Consider the following 18026-nt stretch of genomic DNA (forward strand, 5'->3'; position numbering starts at 1 on the left):
GGTTTATGTAGCGAAAGTATGGGTTTCTTGTGTTAAACTACACTCTCAAATCTATTTCATCGGGGACATTTTGTTTAAAGTTTTTTTGGTGCTGTGTGCTTGTCTTTGCTATCTTGTAGGACAAGAAAATACACAAATCCAACGCTTGCAAGAAGAGGTAGGACATTTAGATCATAAGCTCCAAACGAGCGATAACATTTGGCTAAAAAAATTCAGTAATTTTGAGAGTTATGAGCAAATTTACGAGGAAATCCAAACTATCCAACAAAAACTCAAAACCCTTAAAAATAAAAAAAACAAGAAAAACAAAGACACTCTCCAAATCAGCACCCTAAACCATACCTTGCAAGCCCTAAAATACCAAGAGGAGCTGCTCGAGCAGTACAAAATGAACCCTTTTAAAGAATTGGTGGAAAAGCCCAGCATCGCCAACATCCCCAACATCACCAACCCCATCGCCATCGTTACAGGGATTTCTTTTATTAAGCAAATCAAAGCCAAATACACCACCATGAAGCACCACAAAAAGAGCTTGCACGAAGTCTTGACATTGATCAATCAAAAGTTACAGGTTTTAACACAACTAGAGAAGTTACAAAGGGGGCAAGAACAAGAACACTTAGCTAAGAAAATTTACCAAGAGCAGGTTAAAAAGATCGAATTGCAAGGGGCGCAAAATCTCTTAAAAACGAGCATGGATGTTTACCTAAAGGACATTGAAGAAACCGAGTCCAACATTAAATCCCAAATCAAGGACCAAATCTTTAAACTGATCTATGTGGTGCTGATCGCCCTAGTCAGCATTGTTTTAGCGTGGGTGCTCAAGGTCATCAGCCATAAATACATCCACAGCAACGAGCGCGCCTACACGATCAACAAGGCGATCAACTTTGTCAACGCCAATGTGGTGGTGTTGATTTTTCTTTTCGCCTACTTGGAAAATGTGTCCTACCTTGTAACCGTGCTGGGCTTTGCCAGTGCCGGGATCGCCATTGCCATGCGCGATTTATTCATGAGCGTGCTAGGGTGGTTTATGATCCTCATTGAGGGCAATATCCATGTGGGCGATCGCATCAAGGTGGTGAAAGAGGGGCACGCCTATGTGGGCGATGTGCTCGACATCTCTGCCCTTTACACCACGATTTTAGAGGATGTCACGCTCACCAGCTACAAAAATAACGATTGCCGGGCGGGGCGTATCATCTTTATCCCCAACAACTACATCTTTAGCAATCTACTTTGCAATTACAGCCACTTTGGCATGAAAACCGTTTGGGATGGGATCGTCTTTTGTGTTACCTTTGACTCGAATTACAAAAAGGCCATGCAAATCGCCCTAGACATCGCCAACACCCAAGCCAAGCAATACACCGAAATGACCTATAAACAAATGAACAACATGCGCACCAAATACTCCCTACGCAACACCAGCGCCAACCCACGGGTGTTTATGGTGCTCGAGCAGGAGGGTATCCACATCAGCGTGTGGTACCAAACCAACTCTTACGCCACGCTTGCGCTCAAATCTAAGATTTCTAGTGATATTATCGAGGCACTTTTAAAAGAACCGGATATTTTCATCGCCTACAGCACGACTAAATTCGTGCAGAGCGCGGGCGATGGGTTTGGGAACAAAAACAGCGTTTTTGAGAGCAAGGAATTACGCCTATGAAACAAAAAGTCTATTTTAAAACCTTTGGTTGCCGCACCAATTTATTCGACACGCAAGTCATGCTCGCACATTTAAAGGATTTTGAGCGCACCACAAGCGAGGATTTAGCGGATATTGTGGTTTTAAACTCTTGCACTGTTACCAATGACGCAGACTATAGCGCAAGGGCGTATGCCAAAAAAATGCACACTTTGGATAAAAAAGTCTATTTTACCGGTTGCGGGGCAAATAAAGAGGGACGCAAACTCTTAGAAAACAAGCAAGTGAGTGGGGTGTTTGGGCACGATCATAAAACCCAAATCAACCGCCTTTTAAGCCAAGAGGGTTTTTTTTACGAGGATAAACAACAAGAGCTAGAGGGCACGCTTTTAAAAAGCTTTGTAGGTAAAACCCGTGCTTTTGTCAAAATCCAAGAGGGGTGCGATTTTAAATGCAGTTATTGCATCATCCCCCAAGTGAGGGGCAAGTCGCGTAGTTTAGAGCGCGCACACATTTTAAAGCAAATAGACTTGCTCGCCGATAGTGGGGTTTTAGAGGTGGTTTTGACGGGCACGAATGTCGGCAGTTTCGGGCTAGATTATGGGGATAGCCTAGCCAAACTCATTAAAGAGATCGCCAAAACCCCCATAAAGCGGGTGCGTATCGGCAGCCTAGAGCCCGCCCAAATGGATAGCGAGTTTTTAGAGCTACTTGATCACCCCATTTTAGAAAAACATTTACACATCGCCCTGCAACACAGCCACGACACCATGCTACGCTGGATGCGCCGGCGCAACCGCACACACATGGATTTAGCCCTTTTGCAAAAAGTCGCTTCTAAGGGCTTTGCCATTGGCACGGATTTTATCGTAGGCCACCCGCATGAGGACGAAACCATTTGGCAAGAGGCACTAGAGAACTTTAAACAACTCCCCCTAACGCACATCCACCCTTTCATCTACAGCGTGCGCGATGGCACGCCCTCAAGTAAAATGCCTAATCGCGTGAGAGGCGACATTGCCAAAGCCCGTTTAAGGCAGATCAAAGAGTGCGTGCAAGCCAACAACCTAGCCTTTAGGCAAAATTTAAAGGATCGGGACGTGGCTTTAGAGGTGCTGGTGGAGGGGCTTAAGGGGGGCTTTTACTTAGGGCATGATCAATTCTTTAACCCCATACGCCTAAGCTCTAATGAGGATTTACGGGGGCAGTGGGTGGTGTTGGAAGATTACGAGGTGGAGCTTGATTCAAACTTTGTGGCGGTATAAAAAGGCGATCATCGGCTGCCTTGCGCTCTTGGTGGGGGTGGTCTTTGTGGTGTTTTTGTTTTTTAGAGAACCTACTAGGCTGGTGAGTATCCAAGATTTTAACGCCCTGTTACGCAGCGAAAAAATCCAAAGTATTAAAATTGATAGCCGCTACATTTACCTAAAAACCCGCTTTAAGGTGTATAAAACCGCCCGTTTGGGCTGGACGGACTCCATGCAATTTCCTACGAATATCCCCATTGAGGTGTTGCCCGAGGACAACACCACGCAAGAACTCTTAAATGTCGTGATCATCTTTTTCTTTTTAGTGCTCTTGGCGGTGGTTTTGCGCTTGGCTTGGAACAAAAAGGCACTGCTGCAGCCCTCTGTGGACGCTACCCAAGCACACCCAAGCACCCCACAGCCCCCTTTGCACGCCACTTTGCCCAGTGTCCGCTTTAAAGATGTGGCGGGCACGAAGGAGGTCAAAGAGGAATTATACGAGATTGTGGATTACTTGAAAAATCCCAAAAAATACCAAGATTTAAAGATCAAATTACCTAAGGGGGTGCTCTTGGTGGGCCCACCGGGGGTGGGTAAAACGATGATCGCCAAGGCCCTAGCCGCTGAGGCGAAAGTGCCCTTTTTCTACCACAGCGGGAGCGCCTTCGTGCAAATTTATGTGGGCGTGGGGGCTAAGAGGGTGCGAGAACTTTTTGCCAAAGCCAAAGCCTTTAGCCCGTCCATTGTGTTTATCGATGAGATCGATGCGGTGGGTAAGGCGAGAGGACACCAGCGCAACGATGAGAGAGAAGCCACGCTCAACCAGCTTTTAACCGAGATGGACGGCTTTGAGGAAAGCTCTCAGGTGATCGTGATCGGGGCGACGAATAAAATCGATGTGATGGACGAGGCTCTTTTAAGAAGTGGCCGCTTTGATCGGCGTATTTTTATTTCTCTGCCCGACTTAGAAGAGCGGGTGCAGATTTTAGAGTCTTATTTGCAAGACAAACAACACAATTTAGATTGTTTGGAGGTGGCAAAAATCTGTGTGGGCTTTAGTGGGGCGATGCTCTCTTCTTTGGTGAATGAAAGCGCCCTAAATGCTTTAAGACGCAACGCGGCACAAATTAGCATGAAAGACATTTTAGAGGTCAAAGACAAAATCGCCTTTGGTAAAAAGAAAAATGTAACTTTGAGCGAGCAAGAAAAGAATTTATACGCCCTTTATCAAAGTGCCAAAGCCCTTAGTGCCTACTGGCTAGAGGTGGAGTTTGATAAGGTGCTCTTGGTGGGGGAGTTCTTGGTGGCAAGCGATCGGCGTATTTTGAGCAAGAGTGAGATGAACAACAGCATTAAGGTGCATTTAAGCGGGATGATTGTGCTGGATTTATTCTTTAAAGAAAGTTACACTTTGGCTAAGGACGATTTAAAGCACGCCCTAGAAACCGCTAAAAAGATGTGCGAAGAGTATGGCATGGGGCATAAGTTTATCGGGGATCGAAGTGATGTAGAGGCTCTCTTAAGCACGCTTTATGCGGAACAACGAGAGTTTTTAGGCAATTTTAGAGCCCAAGTACAGGCAATGGCACAGGCTTTATTGGATAAAGAGAAGCTAAGTAAAACCCAAATCCAAGAGATTTTGCGCTCTTTTGTGTGATGGTGTATTTTAGTGGCTTTGGCTTTAGGGGGAGAGGGGGCTGTTTGCGTGGATTTTAAAAGATTGTGGGGATTACGACATGGCGGGCTTTAGCTATGGGGCTCTTAAAGCTTTAGAGTGTGCTTATGGCAAAGCCAAAGAAGGGCAAAGGGTGCAAAAGCTCATGTTGATTTCGCCTTGTATGTTGGCACTCAAACCCCCGCCTTTAAACGCCTACAAGTTTTAAGCTATAAAAAGACCCTAAAGGCTACATGCAAACCTTTTTAAAAACATTGGCTGGGCGGATATGTTACAAAAAACCCAAATCTAGAAAATTACACGCATTTAGGCAGTGCTGAGGATTTAGAGGATTTGCTCTACACCCCCTAGACCCTAAAAAACTAGAGTTTTTGCAAAGCAAGGGTGTTTGTGTGGAGGTGTTTTTGGGTTTAGCCGATCCGCTCTTAGAGCCTAAGGAGGCACTAGGGTTTTTTAAGCCCCATGCGTGTGTGTGGCAATTTAAGGGTTATGGGCATTTCCTACAAGAAAATTCTTAGGAATACTAATTTTTGTTATAATGGACCTTCTACTTTTCTAACATAATTTGGAGTCTTGATGGGTTTAAATATAAGATTGGGGTTTAAGACAAAAATCATTTCAGTGTTGGCGGTGTTGCTCATTTTGGTGTTTGGCACCACCATCGTGATCATCGGGGTGAAAATCCGCAACAACTTAACTCAGCAAGCGCAAGCCTCGCTCAAAACCAATATCAATATTTTATCTTCCACGATTAAAGAATGGGATCGCAATACTCTCTCTATTTTGCGCCAGACCGCCCATTCTTTTGAAAAGATGTCTTTAAATGACACTGGGCAGGTGAAACAAGTTCTAGAATTCACAAACGACAACATGAACTCCGCCGACATGTATGTAGCCTTTGAGGACGGGCGTATCATTAAATTACAAGGCAATGAACCCACGGGATACGACCCACGGATACGTAGTTGGTATCAAAATGCCAAGGCCGCTATGGATGTTTCCATCTCTAAACCCTACATAGACGCTTACACAAAAAAATCGTTGTTACCTATTCTTTGGCCTTAAGACAGAAAGGTATTTTTAAGGGTGTGCTGGCTTTGAATGTTGATTTGGATAGTCTTTTGGTATCCATCATCAATACTTATTTTAATAAGCAAAGGGTGCATCTCTTGGATAAAAATGGGGTTGTACTGGGCTCATCGGTTTATCAAGAGGGTAGTGAGTACCATGCCAATGACCAAGGGTTGCGCCGGCAGATTTTAAGCACTTCTTCTGGTTTCATTGAGAGAAACGGCAAGGAGGGGGTGAAGTTGTACACCTATAGCACCATTGATGGTTTAGGTTGGAAAGTGGTTTCTGTTGTCTTTAAAAAAGACGCACTTAAAAATCTACATGGCGTCCAATCGACGATGCTTTTTATTTCTGTCATCGCCTTAGTTTTAGTGACTTTTGTTCTTTTTGGAGTGATTGAAGTTTTGTGCCGCCCACTCATCCAATTGCGTGATTTGATCATCCAATTGGTTTCAGATGATGGGGATTTGACCAAACGCCTACAAGTTAAAGGCAAGGATGAAATCGCCACCATCTCAACCAATATCAACCTTTTATTAGAAAAAATACAAGGTATGGTTTCTAAAATAAAAGAGTTGGGCGTGCAGAATAATCAAATCGCTAATGTCCTTTACACAAGTGTAAACACCGTGGAACAGCACACCCAAGAAGCCAAAGATCTTATCCACACTGCCCTAGAAAACGGCGATCGTGTCATTGACAATATTTTAAGAGGAGTGGAAAATGCAGACAAAAACAACCAAAACCTTCTGCAGACGGACAGCACTCTAGAAAAAATCCGCTCCCAAATCCAAACCTTTAGCACAAATCTAGCCAACAACGCCCAGTTAGGCACGGAGTTTTCTAGCCGCTTGGATGAAGCCTCCAAGAACACCGAGAACATTAAAGCTGTTTTGACTTTGATTGCAGATATTGCAGGACAAACAAATTTATTAGCCTTGAATGCGGCCATTGAAGCGGCGCGAGCAGGCGAACATGGCAGAGGTTTTGCGGTGGTGGCTGATGAGGTTAGAAAACTAGCTGAAAAAACCCAAAATAGCTTAACCGAGATCACCAGCACCATCAACGAAGTGGTGCAGAGTATAGGCACTATCAGCCAAGATTTACACAGCAACGCCCAAGAGATTTTAAAAATCTCTAAACTTGCACGCTCTTTACAAGAAATGGTCGATTCAAATGTGGAAAATATCCAAAGCGTGATCAGTGCCACTAGTGAAGATGTGCGGGGGTTTAAAGGTGTGGCTAGCACCACAAAAATGATTGTGCAGAGCATCCAAGAGATCAACCGCCTAGCCGTACTCAACTACCAAAGTGTGCAAGATGTGGGTAAGGCTAGCCAATCCTTAAATAAAGTAGCGCAGGTGCTCGATCAAGAATTGGCTAAATTCAATGTCTAACATGCGCTCTACTGCGTGTGGCTGTATTTTTAAGCCCTAGATCCCCTACACCGCTATCACCTACAAGCCCAGTTTAAGCATGTGCATTTTTTGGATCTTGTAAACAGAGCTCAAGAGCAAAAAAGCGGCTACCCTAAACCAAATGGCACTTAAGGTAACAAGGCAGCGATCCTATGTGGCTTGAGTTTTGTATTTTTTGTGCTTAATAAAAAATTTAGTTAAGATATCTTTGCTTTTATAAGTTCAGTACAAAGGAGTTACATGCTTTTAAGAAAAGCTATAGTCGCTTGTGGTTTGTGCGTGTGCGTGTCGAATTTGGGTGCTGAAAAGAGCGGAGCGTATGTGGAAGGAGGGTTCCAATATTCTAATTTCTCGGGGATACGTTCGGTAGACAACACGCCCCTTCCAACGCCTAAGCGTGTTACCACTAATGGATTTACGAACACCTATGGCGAACATGGCAGAAATGTGATGGGTGCCCTTTACAATGGCAACCTCTATGGCGTGGATCTGCAGTTTGGCTATAAGCAATTTTTCGGCAAGAAAAGGCATTTTGGCTTACGCTATTATGGCATGTTTAGCGGGCAAGGAGGAGAATTTAGCGGTAGAGGTTTAGCTCTTGGAACCAGCTATGTTAACCAGCCCTCTGCAAACTTGTTTTATGGCGTGGGCATGGATGCACTCTTTAACTTGTATGAGAGGGGCGATCGCACCTTTGGGTTCTTTGCCGGTGTGATGATTGGGGGGAGCTCATGGTTAATGGGTCAACCATCCGGAAATGCTAGCTGTAGGTGGGAAAAGATCCAGCTGAAGGCACCGGTTGTGGGACTATGAACCAATATATGGGGAACTTGGCAAAGGTCAAAGATCCTGATCTCGCACTCAAACACTCGCCCAACTATGTGCAATTCGTGGTCAACATGGGCTTTCGCACCAACCTCACCAAGCACCAAGGGTTTGAATTTGGTGTGCGTGTCCCCACCATTAATGACCCCTACTTCACGGCGACATTCACCAAAGCCGACAGCAGCAGTTGTGGGTATGGCACTAGTCCTTACTGCGGTGGCAAGGGCAGTAAAATAACCCACACTTTTAGGCGCAATGTGTCCATCTACTGGAACTATGTCTTCAACTTCTAGAAGTGTTTGGGGTCTGTAGGTTTGGCGTGTGGCTATCTAGTCATCTCTGCCCTACTAGGACTAAAGTTAAATTGAGCGGTCAATGTATTCGTTAGGGCTACAAAACACATCAGCGGCCCCTAGAGCTCGGGATGAGCGTGGATCCCGCCCTTGCTCCTTTTTGGGTTTAAAACTCATAACTTAGATAGGCTGTTACAGAACGCCCCGGGCCGGGCTGGTAGCCAGCGGGGCTTGTGCCGATCCCTCTAAAATAATACTTCATGCCAAAAATGTTATTCACTTGTAAGCTCCCCGTGATTTTATGTCGTCCACTTTGCCAAAACACTTGGCTCACTTGGACATTCCACACCCAATACCACGGCAAGAGCCCCACGCTGTTACAGCCCTGAGAAATGCCCGCATTCTTGCTTGGGTTAAGCTTAAAACAAGCGGTTTGGGTTCTGGCTTGGTTGAGCACAGAGGAGTAGGCGCGGCTGTAAAAGTAGCTAGAGAGCCCAAAGGTGGTGTGCTTGTAGGTGTAGCTCATATCAAAAATGAATTGATGAGGGCTCACATAGGGCAATCTCTTACCCTTGAGGTTAAAGGGGTGATCGACGATCCCTACAAAGTATTTGGTCTTGTCTAGGGCATTGGTGGTAACGCGTGCGTCCGTGTAGGTGTAGGCTAAATGCATTTGTAGCCCTCTAATGGGGGCGTAGTAAAGCTCCAATTCCACGCCCTGAGATCGAGCATCTAAGGGTCCGGGGCTATAGCCGCCGGAGTAATAGTTTTTGGCAAAAATCACAAAGTAATTAGCGTTGAAACTAAGGATATTTTTATAGCTGTAGCGTGAGCCACCCTCTAGTTCGTTAAAGGTTTGTGTGTAGTCGGAGGAAAACGCCCCAATGGTGGTCATGTTGAATTGTGGGGGGATAAAACTGCGGCGGTAGTTGCAATAGAGCAGCCACCCGTCTAAGGGTTTGTAGCCGATGTTGAGTGCGGGGCTAAATTGGTTGCCCGGCTCCTTGGTGGTGTTCCATAGATTGAAGTTATGCTTGGTGGGGATGCTTTTATGGATGTTTAAAAAAGTGTAGCGCAAGCCCGGGGTAACCACGACTTTGCCACCTAGAAAACTCAGTTTGTCGCTCAAATACACGGCGGTGTAGTTGTTGTCCATTTTGACATTTTGGCTCGGGCTTTTGATGAGCACATAAGGGCTCATGGTGCAAGAGCCATTAGCCCCCTCACAAGTGGATTGCAGGGTTTTAAAAAGCATGTTGCTTTGCATAAAACGCATGCCGACCTTGATATCTTGGCTCACAATAGGGTGGCTAAAATGCAGGTTTAAGGCGGGCTCAATGGCGTTAATAAGGTAGGTTCTGGCGTGGTTGGCGATGAAAAACCCGCTGTAATTTTCATCGGTGTAAATGTGTCCTATGGCAGGGTTGGTATTCACGCTTAAATAGTTGGAGTCTAGCTGAAAATCGCGGCTCATGGTGTGCCCGTAGTAGGTGAGCGTGAAGTCCCCGTCAAAGTGGCGGGTTTCAAAGAAATTTTGGTAGCGCACGCTCCAGAGCATCGCTTTACCGCTCTTAGCGTTGTTGGGGCGGGTGTTGGCAAAGCGGTTTTTTTGATAATCAGCTAAAGCCATTGACCCCGGGTCTGCCATGTCAAAGCTGTAATATTGGTAATTGGCGGTGATTTTGTTGTTCTCGTTGATCTGGTAGAGCAAGTCTAAGAGGTAGTTTTGTATCGTGCTAGGGCTGTTTGCTCTAAAGCCCTGCCCTGTGATGTAGTTGGCTTGCGCCTGCACGCCAAAGTGCTTGTTGATCATGCCTCCACTCTTTAAATAGGTGTTGTATAAAAAGTTATTGGCTAGAGTTTTGATGAAAGGTTGCCCCTTACTCTCTGGCCCCACAAAGCCCCCATTGCTCGCCCTGCCCCACGCTGTCATGCGTTCAGCCACTTGGTTTTGCCATTTATAGGGAATGGGCTTAGTGATGATGTTGATGACCCCCCCAAAGGCGTTAGGGCCATACTGCACGCTCTCGCCTCCTTTAACCACACTAATGCGGTCGATCATTTGGAAAGTGGCAGGGAAAATGGGAATAGAGATGTCGGCATAAGGGGCGGCATAAACGGGGATGCCATTAACGAGGATAAAGCCCGTGTTGCTGTTGCCTGAGCCCCCGCCCCCAAAGCCCCGCACCGAAAATCTGGGTAGTGCTCCGATCCCCGTGGCGTTTCTAATGTGGATCCCGGGGACATTTTGCAAGGCTTCCTCAATGCTTTGGTTAGCCTGCTGGGTGAGTTGTTTATGTGAAATGATCGTTTGGCTACCCAAATAATTTTTCACTTCTTCACTGCGCCAGCTTTTGGGGGCTTCTTCATTGACCGACCTACCCGTGGCTTCCACCCTTTGCAAGCGGTGGGTTTTAATGCTTTGTTGTGCCCCTAGCACTAGACAACTTCCACACAATAATGTCAAACACCTATGCATACAACACTCCAGTAGAGAAATAATAGAAAACAAACGCTACTTATACAACAACAATTATAAGAATAATATTAAATACTATAATTGATGTTGCGAGGGTCGTGATCTATTTTCACAGCATAAAAGTTCGTATATGGAAATTGCGCCATATAAAAATTCTTTTTCTTCCAGAGCACGCACCAAATCCATATAAACCTCACTTGAGGGTATATAATTGATACTTTAGAGAACAAGCAAAGCGTGTGGAGTGATTCTTACCAACTGATATAAGACATATCTAATGGACAACAAACTACAGAGATACTTAGGATACCCAGCATAGCCGGGAGATGAAAAGCTAGGCTTGATGTTCCTCATGCCCATGGTGATGGTGTTCATCTGCATGATGGTGGTGATGGTCTCCACAACAATGATGGTGGTGGTTTTCTTCGTGTTGTGCATGCCCTTCGTGATTGTGGCAACATTTATCAGCGTGTGTCATTGCGTATCCTTTGCAATTAAAATATTACCTAGCTCTAACTAGGCGGGGGTATTTTATCTAAAATTTGTGTTTTATTTCAATTTAGAATAATCAAGGTTACTCTATCAGAGATCGTAACAAGCGATTCAAAGTTTTAAGACCAATGTGTCAAAATTTTAGGGTGCGTTGGTCTAGGGGTTTGCCCAAAGATTGCGCCACTAAGCAGATCTTTTTTGCCTTAATGAAAGCCATTTTGTGAGTTTTAGTGTGAAATAGCGTAGGACATCGCCCTTAAAAACTTTAAGCCCACAAGATAAAGCAATAGGTGAGGACTTAAGTATCCATGGCATTGCTTTAAACGATGGGACTTCCATCCTTATCTATTGGTTTTATGGGCGTTTTTTTGATTTTTTTATGCTGAAAACACTAAGAGAGCTTGTAAAGATTTTGTAAGAATCTTTTTAAGATGTTGGGAGCTTCGTATACAGCGTGGTTACGAGTTGAATAAAAGTTTAATGCATGGAGAGAGGCAAACCTAAACACGATGTCTATGGCTATCAAGGCAATGTGATTACCAAAGACACGGGTAAAAAACGCATTGAACCTAGAATTTACGCCCAGCTCATGGAGAAAGAAAAAGGCGCGCGTCAAAAGTGGCTTATAATTCTCTTTAGCTTGCTCTTGGGGTCTGTAGACAGTCTTAACTTTATGGTGCGTTAAAGCCATTCGCTAAAGTGTCTATGCAGTTTCTTGGCAATAAAGTCCATCGGGGTTAAAGCTCTAAAGAGCTCTTTCTTTATTGCGCTCATTTGCACTTGGTTTTAGCACGCTTGGGCGTATGTCAATAACCCGATCGTTTCAAACTTTCAATAATTTTCTTTGACCCCTTTCGGTTGATTTAGTAAGCTCCACCATCAAAAGTCCATGCAACACCCCACCACCACTCTTAATAGCTACATCTTTTAGAACCAAAAAACATTTCTATTCGTTAGATAGGGTGAGAGCTAATGAACACTTCGGTTTGTGTTTGAGATAGGTATCACCAAATAGCAAAAGTATGTAAGGAGTTTAAGATGACATTAAGAAGCTTCCATGGTTTGCACCTTTAGGGGAATTGGACCATAACTTTAGACTATACTTATAGTAAAGCAAAAGTTTATGGGTTTTTAGATTCTGCAATATCCTCATTAAAGTCTATACAAAAGTAACTTCTAGGCTAGACTTGTATTTCAAGATGTAAGAGAGTTTTAATGGAATAACCGATGGACTGTTTTTTTAGTCCACGAGATTAATTCATGAAAGGATGGGCAAGAACAGCGTATTCTAGCTCAAAGTTGGATCATTCCCAAAGACCCGTTTAAAAATTTGGTCTGTATGTCTTAGGTAATGCGCTGTTTCAAAACAAGCTTTAAGCTTTTTTGGGTCGATGTCTTTTAGTCTAGGGTCGACAAGTAAAGCGTTTAAGAAACCCTTTTTGTGGTGCTTGTCCTCTTGCAAGTCTTGCCACACCTTAGCAGCGTTTTCTTGCACGATGTCATAGCTTTGCTCTTTGCTAAAGCCTAGTTTTGGTAGTTCTAAAAGCACTCTTTGCGAATACACTAATCCACCCGTGCGCTCTAAATTCGCTTGCATGTTTTTGGGGTAAATGACAAGGGTCTTTAGTAGGTTTGTCAAGCGGTGCAGCATAAAATCCGTGGTGGTGAAAATGTCGGGGAAGACAAAGCGCTCCACGGAACTGTGGCTAATGTCGCGCTCGTGCCACAGAGCGACGCTCTCAAGCATGGGCACAGCATAACCTCTAATGACCCGACACAATCCCGTGATGTTTTCGCTCAACACGGGGTTGCGTTTATGTGGCATAGCCGAGCTGCCCTTTTGCCCCACGCTAAAGTATTCCTCCGCCTCATAAACTTCTGTGCGCTGGTAGTGGCGGACATTAGTAGCGATTTTTTCGCAGCTGCTGGCCAGCACGGCTAGGGCGTTGATGAGTTTAGCGTGCCGATCCCTTGAGATGACTTGATTGGTGATTAAGGCAGGCTTTAACCCTAAAATCTCACAAGTTTTTTCTTCGAGCTCTAAAGGGGTGTGTGCCATATTTCCCATCGCCCCGCTCACCATGCCCACGCTCACTTCCTCGAGCACCCCCTCTAAAGATTTCACATGGCGGCGCATTTCCTCAAACCACAACGCCCACACCAGCCCAAAGCTCATCGGCTCGCCATGGATGCCGTGGCTGCGCCCGATGATGGGGGTGTCTTTAAACTCAAATGCCCGATTTTTCAGCACCTCTAAAAGCCCTTGCAAGTCTTGCAAGATGATTTCTAGGCTTTCTTTTAGTATTAAAGCTAAGGCAGTGTCTATACAATCGCTAGAAGTGATGCCGTAGTGAAAAAAGTGCGCCTCTTCTCCCAAGTTTTCACAAACGGCATTCACAAAGGCGATCAAATCGTGTTTAGTGGTTTGCTCGATTTCATAAACCCGTTCTAAGCTAAAACTAACTTCTTGGATTTTTTGGCAACTCTTAGCGTCTACCACGCCCAAGGCGTGCCACGCCTGCACAATCGCCTTTTCAACTTTTAAGTAAGTGTCAAACTTGTTTTGTACGCCCCAAAGGCGTGCCATCCTCCAAAGCATAGCGATCGACCATTAAACTTTGGCTTCTTCTCTGCGCTGTAAGTATTCCCAACGGGCATCGACATCTTTTTGCAACGCCTCAATGATGTGTTCATTCTCTTTTTTGAACAAGTGGGCAAAGCGTTTTTGCACACCTAAATAATCGCGTACGGGCAGAACATTGCGGGGGCGGTAGGTGATTTTTAGTTCATGCCCATTAAAGATTTCAAACAAGGGGAAGATCAAGCAATCCACCGCTAGATCCGTCATTTCAATCGCCAAAGAAGAGTGGTAACGCCACTCGGTGGGGCAGGGGCTAAGGGCGTTGATGAAGCAGGGACCCTCAGTGTCTAGGGCGGTTTTGATTTTCTTGTTCATGTCCTTCCACTTGTTGGGCGCAATTTGGGCGGTGTAGGGGATGCCATGGGCTGCCATGATGAGGGGTAGGTCTTTTTTGCGCTCTTTTTTGCCAAAGCTCACCTTGCCCGCAGGGGTGGTGCTAGTGCTTGCGCCCATAGGCGTGCTGCCGCTTCTTTGCCCCCCCGTGTTGGCGTAGTTTTCATTGTCTAGGCAGATGTAGGTCATGTCATGCCCGCGCTCCAAGCACCCGCTGATGAATTGAAACCCGATGTCATAGCTTGCGCCATCGCCCCCAAAGGCGACAAATTTAGGGCGTTGCCCTTTGTATTTGCCCTTGCGCTCTAGGGCTTTGTACATGCTCTCTGCGCCGCTGATAGCAGTAGAGCCGTTTTCAAACCCGATATGGATCCAAGGCACATCCCAAGAAGTGTGTGGATACACTGCTGAGCACACTTCTAAACAGCCGGTGGAGTTGCCTAGCACAATGGGCCCATCCACGGCGTTGAGCACCTCCCTCACGATGATCCCATGCCCGCAACCAGGGCAAAGGAGGTGGGAGCCTTCAAACTTTTCCGCTGATTGGCTAAAACTCTTGAGTGTTTTGACTTCTTTAACCATGTGTTCTCCTTAAAAGTAAGACAATTTAGGTCCAGCAAGCCCGATGAATTGCTGGGTGGGGTGGGTGAGCGCACCTTTTTGTGCGTCTTGGCTCAACTCCTCAAAAATATGATCCAAGTCCGCTTGGGTCAAGTCGCGCCCGCCTAGCCCGTAAATGTAGTTGCTAAGCACGGGGTGGCGTGAACCTTGCACTTGGTATAAGCTAGCAGCGATCTCATTAAAGAGTGCACCCATAGCCCCAGAAGGCGAGCTTTTATCCATGATAGCCACAGCCTTAGCCTTTTTAAAGACTTCACCCAAAGCCACAAAGGGAAAGGGGCGTAGTAGGTGTGTGGTTACCACGCCCGCTTTAATACCCTTTTCCCTAGCTTTCTTAGCCGCCACAATGGCAGACTCCCAAGTGGTGCCAAGCGCAAAAATCGCTACCTCAGCGTCTTCCATGTCAAAGGTTTCTAAAATATTGTATTGCCGTCCTGTGAGTTTGGCAAAATCATTAAAGATATCTTCAAGCACGCTACTAGACTCCATAATGGCGTGGTGTAACTTGGCTTTGTGCTCAAAGTGCCACTCTTCCTCAGCCTGTGCCCCGTAGCTTACGGGTTTGTCAAAGTCAAACATGGGATGCACGGGGACATAATCGCCCACGAATTTATAAGCGATATGGTCGGCTAGGGGGCGGACATTTTGTACGGTGTGTGAAGATAAGAACCCGTCTTGGTGCACCATCACGGGCACCCTCACCCCCATGTGCTCGGCGAGTCTAAACGCCATGAGCGTAAAGTCATACACTTCTTGGGGGTTGCAGGTGCAAAGGCTGATCCAGCCGCTATCGCGCCCCAAATACATGTCCGAGTGGTCGCAGTGGATGTTTAAAGGCGAAGCCAAAGCGCGGTTAGCGACATTCAGCACAATAGGCAGACGCATGCCAGCGGCTTGGTAAAGCACTTCCACCATAAGGGCAAAACCTTGTGAGCTTGTGGCGGTGCTCACACGCCCGCCTGCAGCCGCTGCCCCCACGCATGCGCTCATGGCGGCGTGCTCAGACTCCACCAAAACAAACTCGCCATCAATATAGCCATTGTCTTTAAAAGAGCCGTAGTTTTGGATAATGGGCGTGGAGGGGGTGATGGGGTAAGCTGCCACGACATCCACTTGTGCCTGTCTTAGAGCGTGTGCGCTCGCCGTGCAGCCATCCCACGCCTCCACACCATTTAAGTGGTAACTAGAAGCCATTATAACCCCCTTCTGTGCGGTAGCTTTTCTTTTTCAAACCCTCTTTCTTTTCAGGCCATTTGCCAAGAGCCTCCTCTAGGGGCTCTAAATTATCAAACATTAAAAGAGATTTGGGGTTAGTGGGGCAGACATCCACACACACGCCACAGCCCTTGCAGTGCTCGTAGTCGATCCCACTCATTTTTCCCTCACGGGATAAAATGGACGCATCGGGGCAGTAAACCCAACAATTAAAACAATTAATGCAAACATCCTTGTTATGCACGGGTTTTTCCACCCGCCAATGCGCCACGCTCGCAGTGAATGAGCTGTCCGTGGTGTAGGTGCGCTCGTTATTGTGTTTGCTTAATTCCTCCTGTCCTTGTTTTTCAAAGGGGAAGAGCACCGCCCCCATTTCAAATTCTTGCCAGTTTTTCATGTTTGTCCTTTATTGCACTTGGGCGTAAGCGTGGTCGATCGCGAGCATGTTCGCATCGATCAAGGCTTGGGGCATTTTTTTACCCAAAACTTCTTTAAAAGTGTTTTTAAAAAACTCGAGTTCGAGCATGCCAGAAACTTTCATTAAAGCCCCAAGCATAGGGGTGTTTGGGATGGGGCGTTTGATCGTATCCATTGCGATTTTAATGCAATTTAGGGTAAACACCTTTTTGTTTGCCAACTCAGGTTTTTTTTCAAACAATTCATCCTTGCTTAAATGCGTGGTGATGATGTAGGTCGTGTCGGGTTTTTCATGCTCGGTGATGTCGGCGATGAAAGTGAGCCCTGGGTCGATCACCAAGACATAATCGGGGTGCATGAACTTCTCGTGGTTTAAAATGGGCTCGGAGTCGATGCGGTTATACGCCGTCATCGCCGCCCCCCTTTTTGCCGACCCATAGACCGCAAAACCTTGTACCTCTTTTCCTGTGGTGGTGAGCACATCGGCTAAGCCCTTTGCGCCCGTAACCGCGCCTTGCCCAGCGCGTGCGTGCCATCGAATTTCTAGCATCGTTCTCCTTCCTTAAAAATAGACAAAAAAGTCCGTATTGCGGGGGGATTATACAAGATTTTAAGTAAACCTACGCAAAATGAGGGAGATTTTAAGAATATCGTCCTCTTCAATTACCAAAGCCCGCTAAACAACCCCTTTAACTCATTTGTGCGCCGCTCTCGGCGTTTTGTAGCCAAATGAAGACCTCCACCACGCTTGCGTAAAGTTCGGGCGGGATGGGCGTATCTAGGTGCACATCTAAGAGCGAGTTCACTAAGGCTTCATTGCAAAACAAGGGGACATCAAAGGCTTTTGCTTTTTCCATGATCGCTTTGGCAATTTGGCCTACCCCGCTAGCCACCACTTTAGGCGCGCTATCCTGCCCGATGTTATAGGCTAGGGCTACGGCTTTTGGCATTCCCATTAATAGCCCATCACCAACGAGTCGCACACCGCCCATGAGAGCGGGTTTTGGCGTTTGTTAAGGTGTGCCACCGCACGCACGAGCATGTCGCTTTCAATGTTCACTCTGCGCCCGGGCTTGTAGCTATTAAAGAGGGTGTTTTTAAAGGTGTGGGGGATGATGACCAAAGAAAAGCTGTCGTTTTGCACGCCCGCCAAGGTCAAACTCACCCCGTCTATGGCAATCGAGCCTTTGGGGATACACAGCTCTAAAATAGCCGGGGAGGCTTTAATGGCGATGTCCACTTGACTTTCCCCCTTTCGCACACTCTTAACCACCCCCACCCCATCGATGTGTCCTTGCACGAAATGCCCATCAAAGCGATCCCCTGCCTTTAGGGCAAGCTCAACATGCACTCTTTGGCCGGCTTGGTAGTTTTCTAAAGCGATGTGCGCCTGTGTGTGTGCGCTCATCTGTGCACTAAAGCCCCCCTTGAAAAGAGCGATCGCTGTAAGGCATGCCCCATTGACAGCAATGCTGTCGCCTATTTTGGGCTTATGGGCGCTTTTTAGGCTCAAAACCCCATTGCTGAAACTAAGGATTTGCGTCACTTCGTGGATCAATCCGCTAAACATGTGTGCCTTTTTTATCGTTTTTTAGGGTATCAACCCCTTAATTATAGTACAATGGAGCTTTTTTAACTGTATAAGGAA

General features: G+C 46.2%; 18 protein-coding genes and 1 pseudogene. 10 read left to right on the forward strand and 9 right to left on the reverse strand.

What is annotated here, in order from left to right:
• Positions 1-67 precede the first annotated feature (67 nt).
• The 9 genes from K6J74_RS03375 to K6J74_RS08515 all read left to right on the forward strand — a co-directional run bounded on the left by K6J74_RS03375 (position 68) and on the right by K6J74_RS08515 (position 8180).
• On the forward strand, positions 68-1672 hold the full coding sequence (locus K6J74_RS03375) for a mechanosensitive ion channel family protein (RefSeq protein ID WP_221272569.1): 1605 nt from the start codon (positions 68-70) through the stop codon (positions 1670-1672).
• Complete coding sequence (mtaB, locus tag K6J74_RS03380) at positions 1669-2916, forward strand: tRNA (N(6)-L-threonylcarbamoyladenosine(37)-C(2))-methylthiotransferase MtaB (RefSeq protein WP_221272460.1); 1248 nt, start codon at positions 1669-1671, stop codon at positions 2914-2916. Before K6J74_RS03375 ends, mtaB begins: the two co-directional genes overlap by 4 nt.
• Positions 2903-4555: an AAA family ATPase gene (locus K6J74_RS03385; RefSeq protein WP_430886792.1), complete on the forward strand. Its 1653-nt coding sequence runs from the start codon at positions 2903-2905 to the stop codon at positions 4553-4555. The genes mtaB and K6J74_RS03385 overlap by 14 nt, the downstream gene beginning before the upstream one ends.
• Before the next feature lie 79 nt (positions 4556-4634).
• Entirely contained in the window at positions 4635-4781 is a 147-nt protein-coding gene (locus K6J74_RS08505; protein ID WP_260321690.1) for a hypothetical protein, read from the forward strand.
• Between the two features lie 184 nt (positions 4782-4965).
• Entirely contained in the window at positions 4966-5091 is a 126-nt protein-coding gene (locus K6J74_RS08510) for a hypothetical protein (RefSeq protein ID WP_260321691.1), read from the forward strand.
• 76 nt (positions 5092-5167) lie between these two features.
• Positions 5168-5638 (forward strand): PDC sensor domain-containing protein, encoded by a 471-nt coding sequence (locus tag K6J74_RS03395; RefSeq protein WP_221272462.1) that lies wholly within the window; start codon positions 5168-5170, stop codon positions 5636-5638.
• Between the two features lie 32 nt (positions 5639-5670).
• The gene (locus tag K6J74_RS03400) at positions 5671-7041 is read left to right on the forward strand and encodes a methyl-accepting chemotaxis protein (protein ID WP_260321692.1); all 1371 of its coding nucleotides are present in this window, start codon (positions 5671-5673) and stop codon (positions 7039-7041) included.
• A gap of 261 nt (positions 7042-7302) precedes the next feature.
• A complete protein-coding gene (locus K6J74_RS03405) occupies positions 7303-7875 on the forward strand; it encodes an outer membrane protein (protein WP_260321693.1) in 573 nt (190 codons plus the stop codon).
• A gap of 17 nt (positions 7876-7892) precedes the next feature.
• Entirely contained in the window at positions 7893-8180 is a 288-nt protein-coding gene (locus K6J74_RS08515; protein ID WP_260321694.1) for an outer membrane protein, read from the forward strand.
• A gap of 166 nt (positions 8181-8346) precedes the next feature.
• Here K6J74_RS08515 and K6J74_RS03410 read toward each other — a convergent pair whose 3' ends face one another.
• The gene (locus tag K6J74_RS03410; protein ID WP_430886784.1) at positions 8347-10647 is read right to left on the reverse strand and encodes a TonB-dependent receptor family protein; all 2301 of its coding nucleotides are present in this window, start codon (positions 10645-10647) and stop codon (positions 8347-8349) included.
• Between the two features lie 231 nt (positions 10648-10878).
• Positions 10879-11097 carry a hypothetical protein gene (locus K6J74_RS03415; protein ID WP_221272464.1) on the reverse strand — a complete coding sequence of 73 codons (219 nt, stop codon included), beginning with the start codon at positions 11095-11097 and terminating at the stop codon, positions 10879-10881.
• Between the two features lie 538 nt (positions 11098-11635).
• Between K6J74_RS03415 and K6J74_RS03420 the strand changes: the two genes are divergently transcribed.
• Positions 11636-11836, forward strand: a complete 201-nt coding sequence (locus K6J74_RS03420) for a hypothetical protein (RefSeq protein WP_221272465.1) — start codon at positions 11636-11638, stop codon at positions 11834-11836.
• A 603-nt stretch (positions 11837-12439) separates the two neighbouring features.
• Here the strand turns inward: K6J74_RS03420 and purB are convergent.
• The 7 genes and pseudogenes from purB to ribE form a co-directional block, all read right to left on the reverse strand.
• A pseudogene (gene purB / locus K6J74_RS03425) lies at positions 12440-13763 on the reverse strand (adenylosuccinate lyase).
• Positions 13763-14707, reverse strand: a complete 945-nt coding sequence (locus K6J74_RS03430) for a thiamine pyrophosphate-dependent enzyme (RefSeq protein WP_221272466.1) — start codon at positions 14705-14707, stop codon at positions 13763-13765. The pseudogene purB and the gene K6J74_RS03430 overlap by 1 nt, the downstream one beginning before the upstream one ends.
• A gap of 9 nt (positions 14708-14716) precedes the next feature.
• Positions 14717-15940 carry a 2-oxoacid:ferredoxin oxidoreductase subunit alpha gene (locus K6J74_RS03435; RefSeq protein WP_221272467.1) on the reverse strand — a complete coding sequence of 408 codons (1224 nt, stop codon included), beginning with the start codon at positions 15938-15940 and terminating at the stop codon, positions 14717-14719.
• Positions 15930-16358: a 4Fe-4S dicluster-binding protein gene (locus K6J74_RS03440; protein ID WP_221272468.1), complete on the reverse strand. Its 429-nt coding sequence runs from the start codon at positions 16356-16358 to the stop codon at positions 15930-15932. The genes K6J74_RS03435 and K6J74_RS03440 overlap by 11 nt, the downstream gene beginning before the upstream one ends.
• A gap of 9 nt (positions 16359-16367) precedes the next feature.
• Positions 16368-16928, reverse strand: coding sequence for a pyruvate flavodoxin oxidoreductase subunit gamma (locus K6J74_RS03445; protein ID WP_221272469.1), 561 nt, complete (start codon positions 16926-16928; stop codon positions 16368-16370).
• A 139-nt stretch (positions 16929-17067) separates the two neighbouring features.
• Positions 17068-17334 (reverse strand): EscU/YscU/HrcU family type III secretion system export apparatus switch protein, encoded by a 267-nt coding sequence (locus K6J74_RS03450; protein ID WP_221272470.1) that lies wholly within the window; start codon positions 17332-17334, stop codon positions 17068-17070.
• A complete protein-coding gene (gene ribE, locus K6J74_RS03455; protein WP_221272471.1) occupies positions 17334-17948 on the reverse strand; it encodes a riboflavin synthase in 615 nt (204 codons plus the stop codon). The genes K6J74_RS03450 and ribE overlap by 1 nt, the downstream gene beginning before the upstream one ends.
• Between the last annotated feature and the right edge of the window lie 78 nt (positions 17949-18026).

It is taken from the genome of Helicobacter sp. NHP19-012 (genome assembly GCF_019703325.1).
Classification (GTDB): Bacteria; Campylobacterota; Campylobacteria; order Campylobacterales; family Helicobacteraceae; genus Helicobacter; species Helicobacter gastrofelis.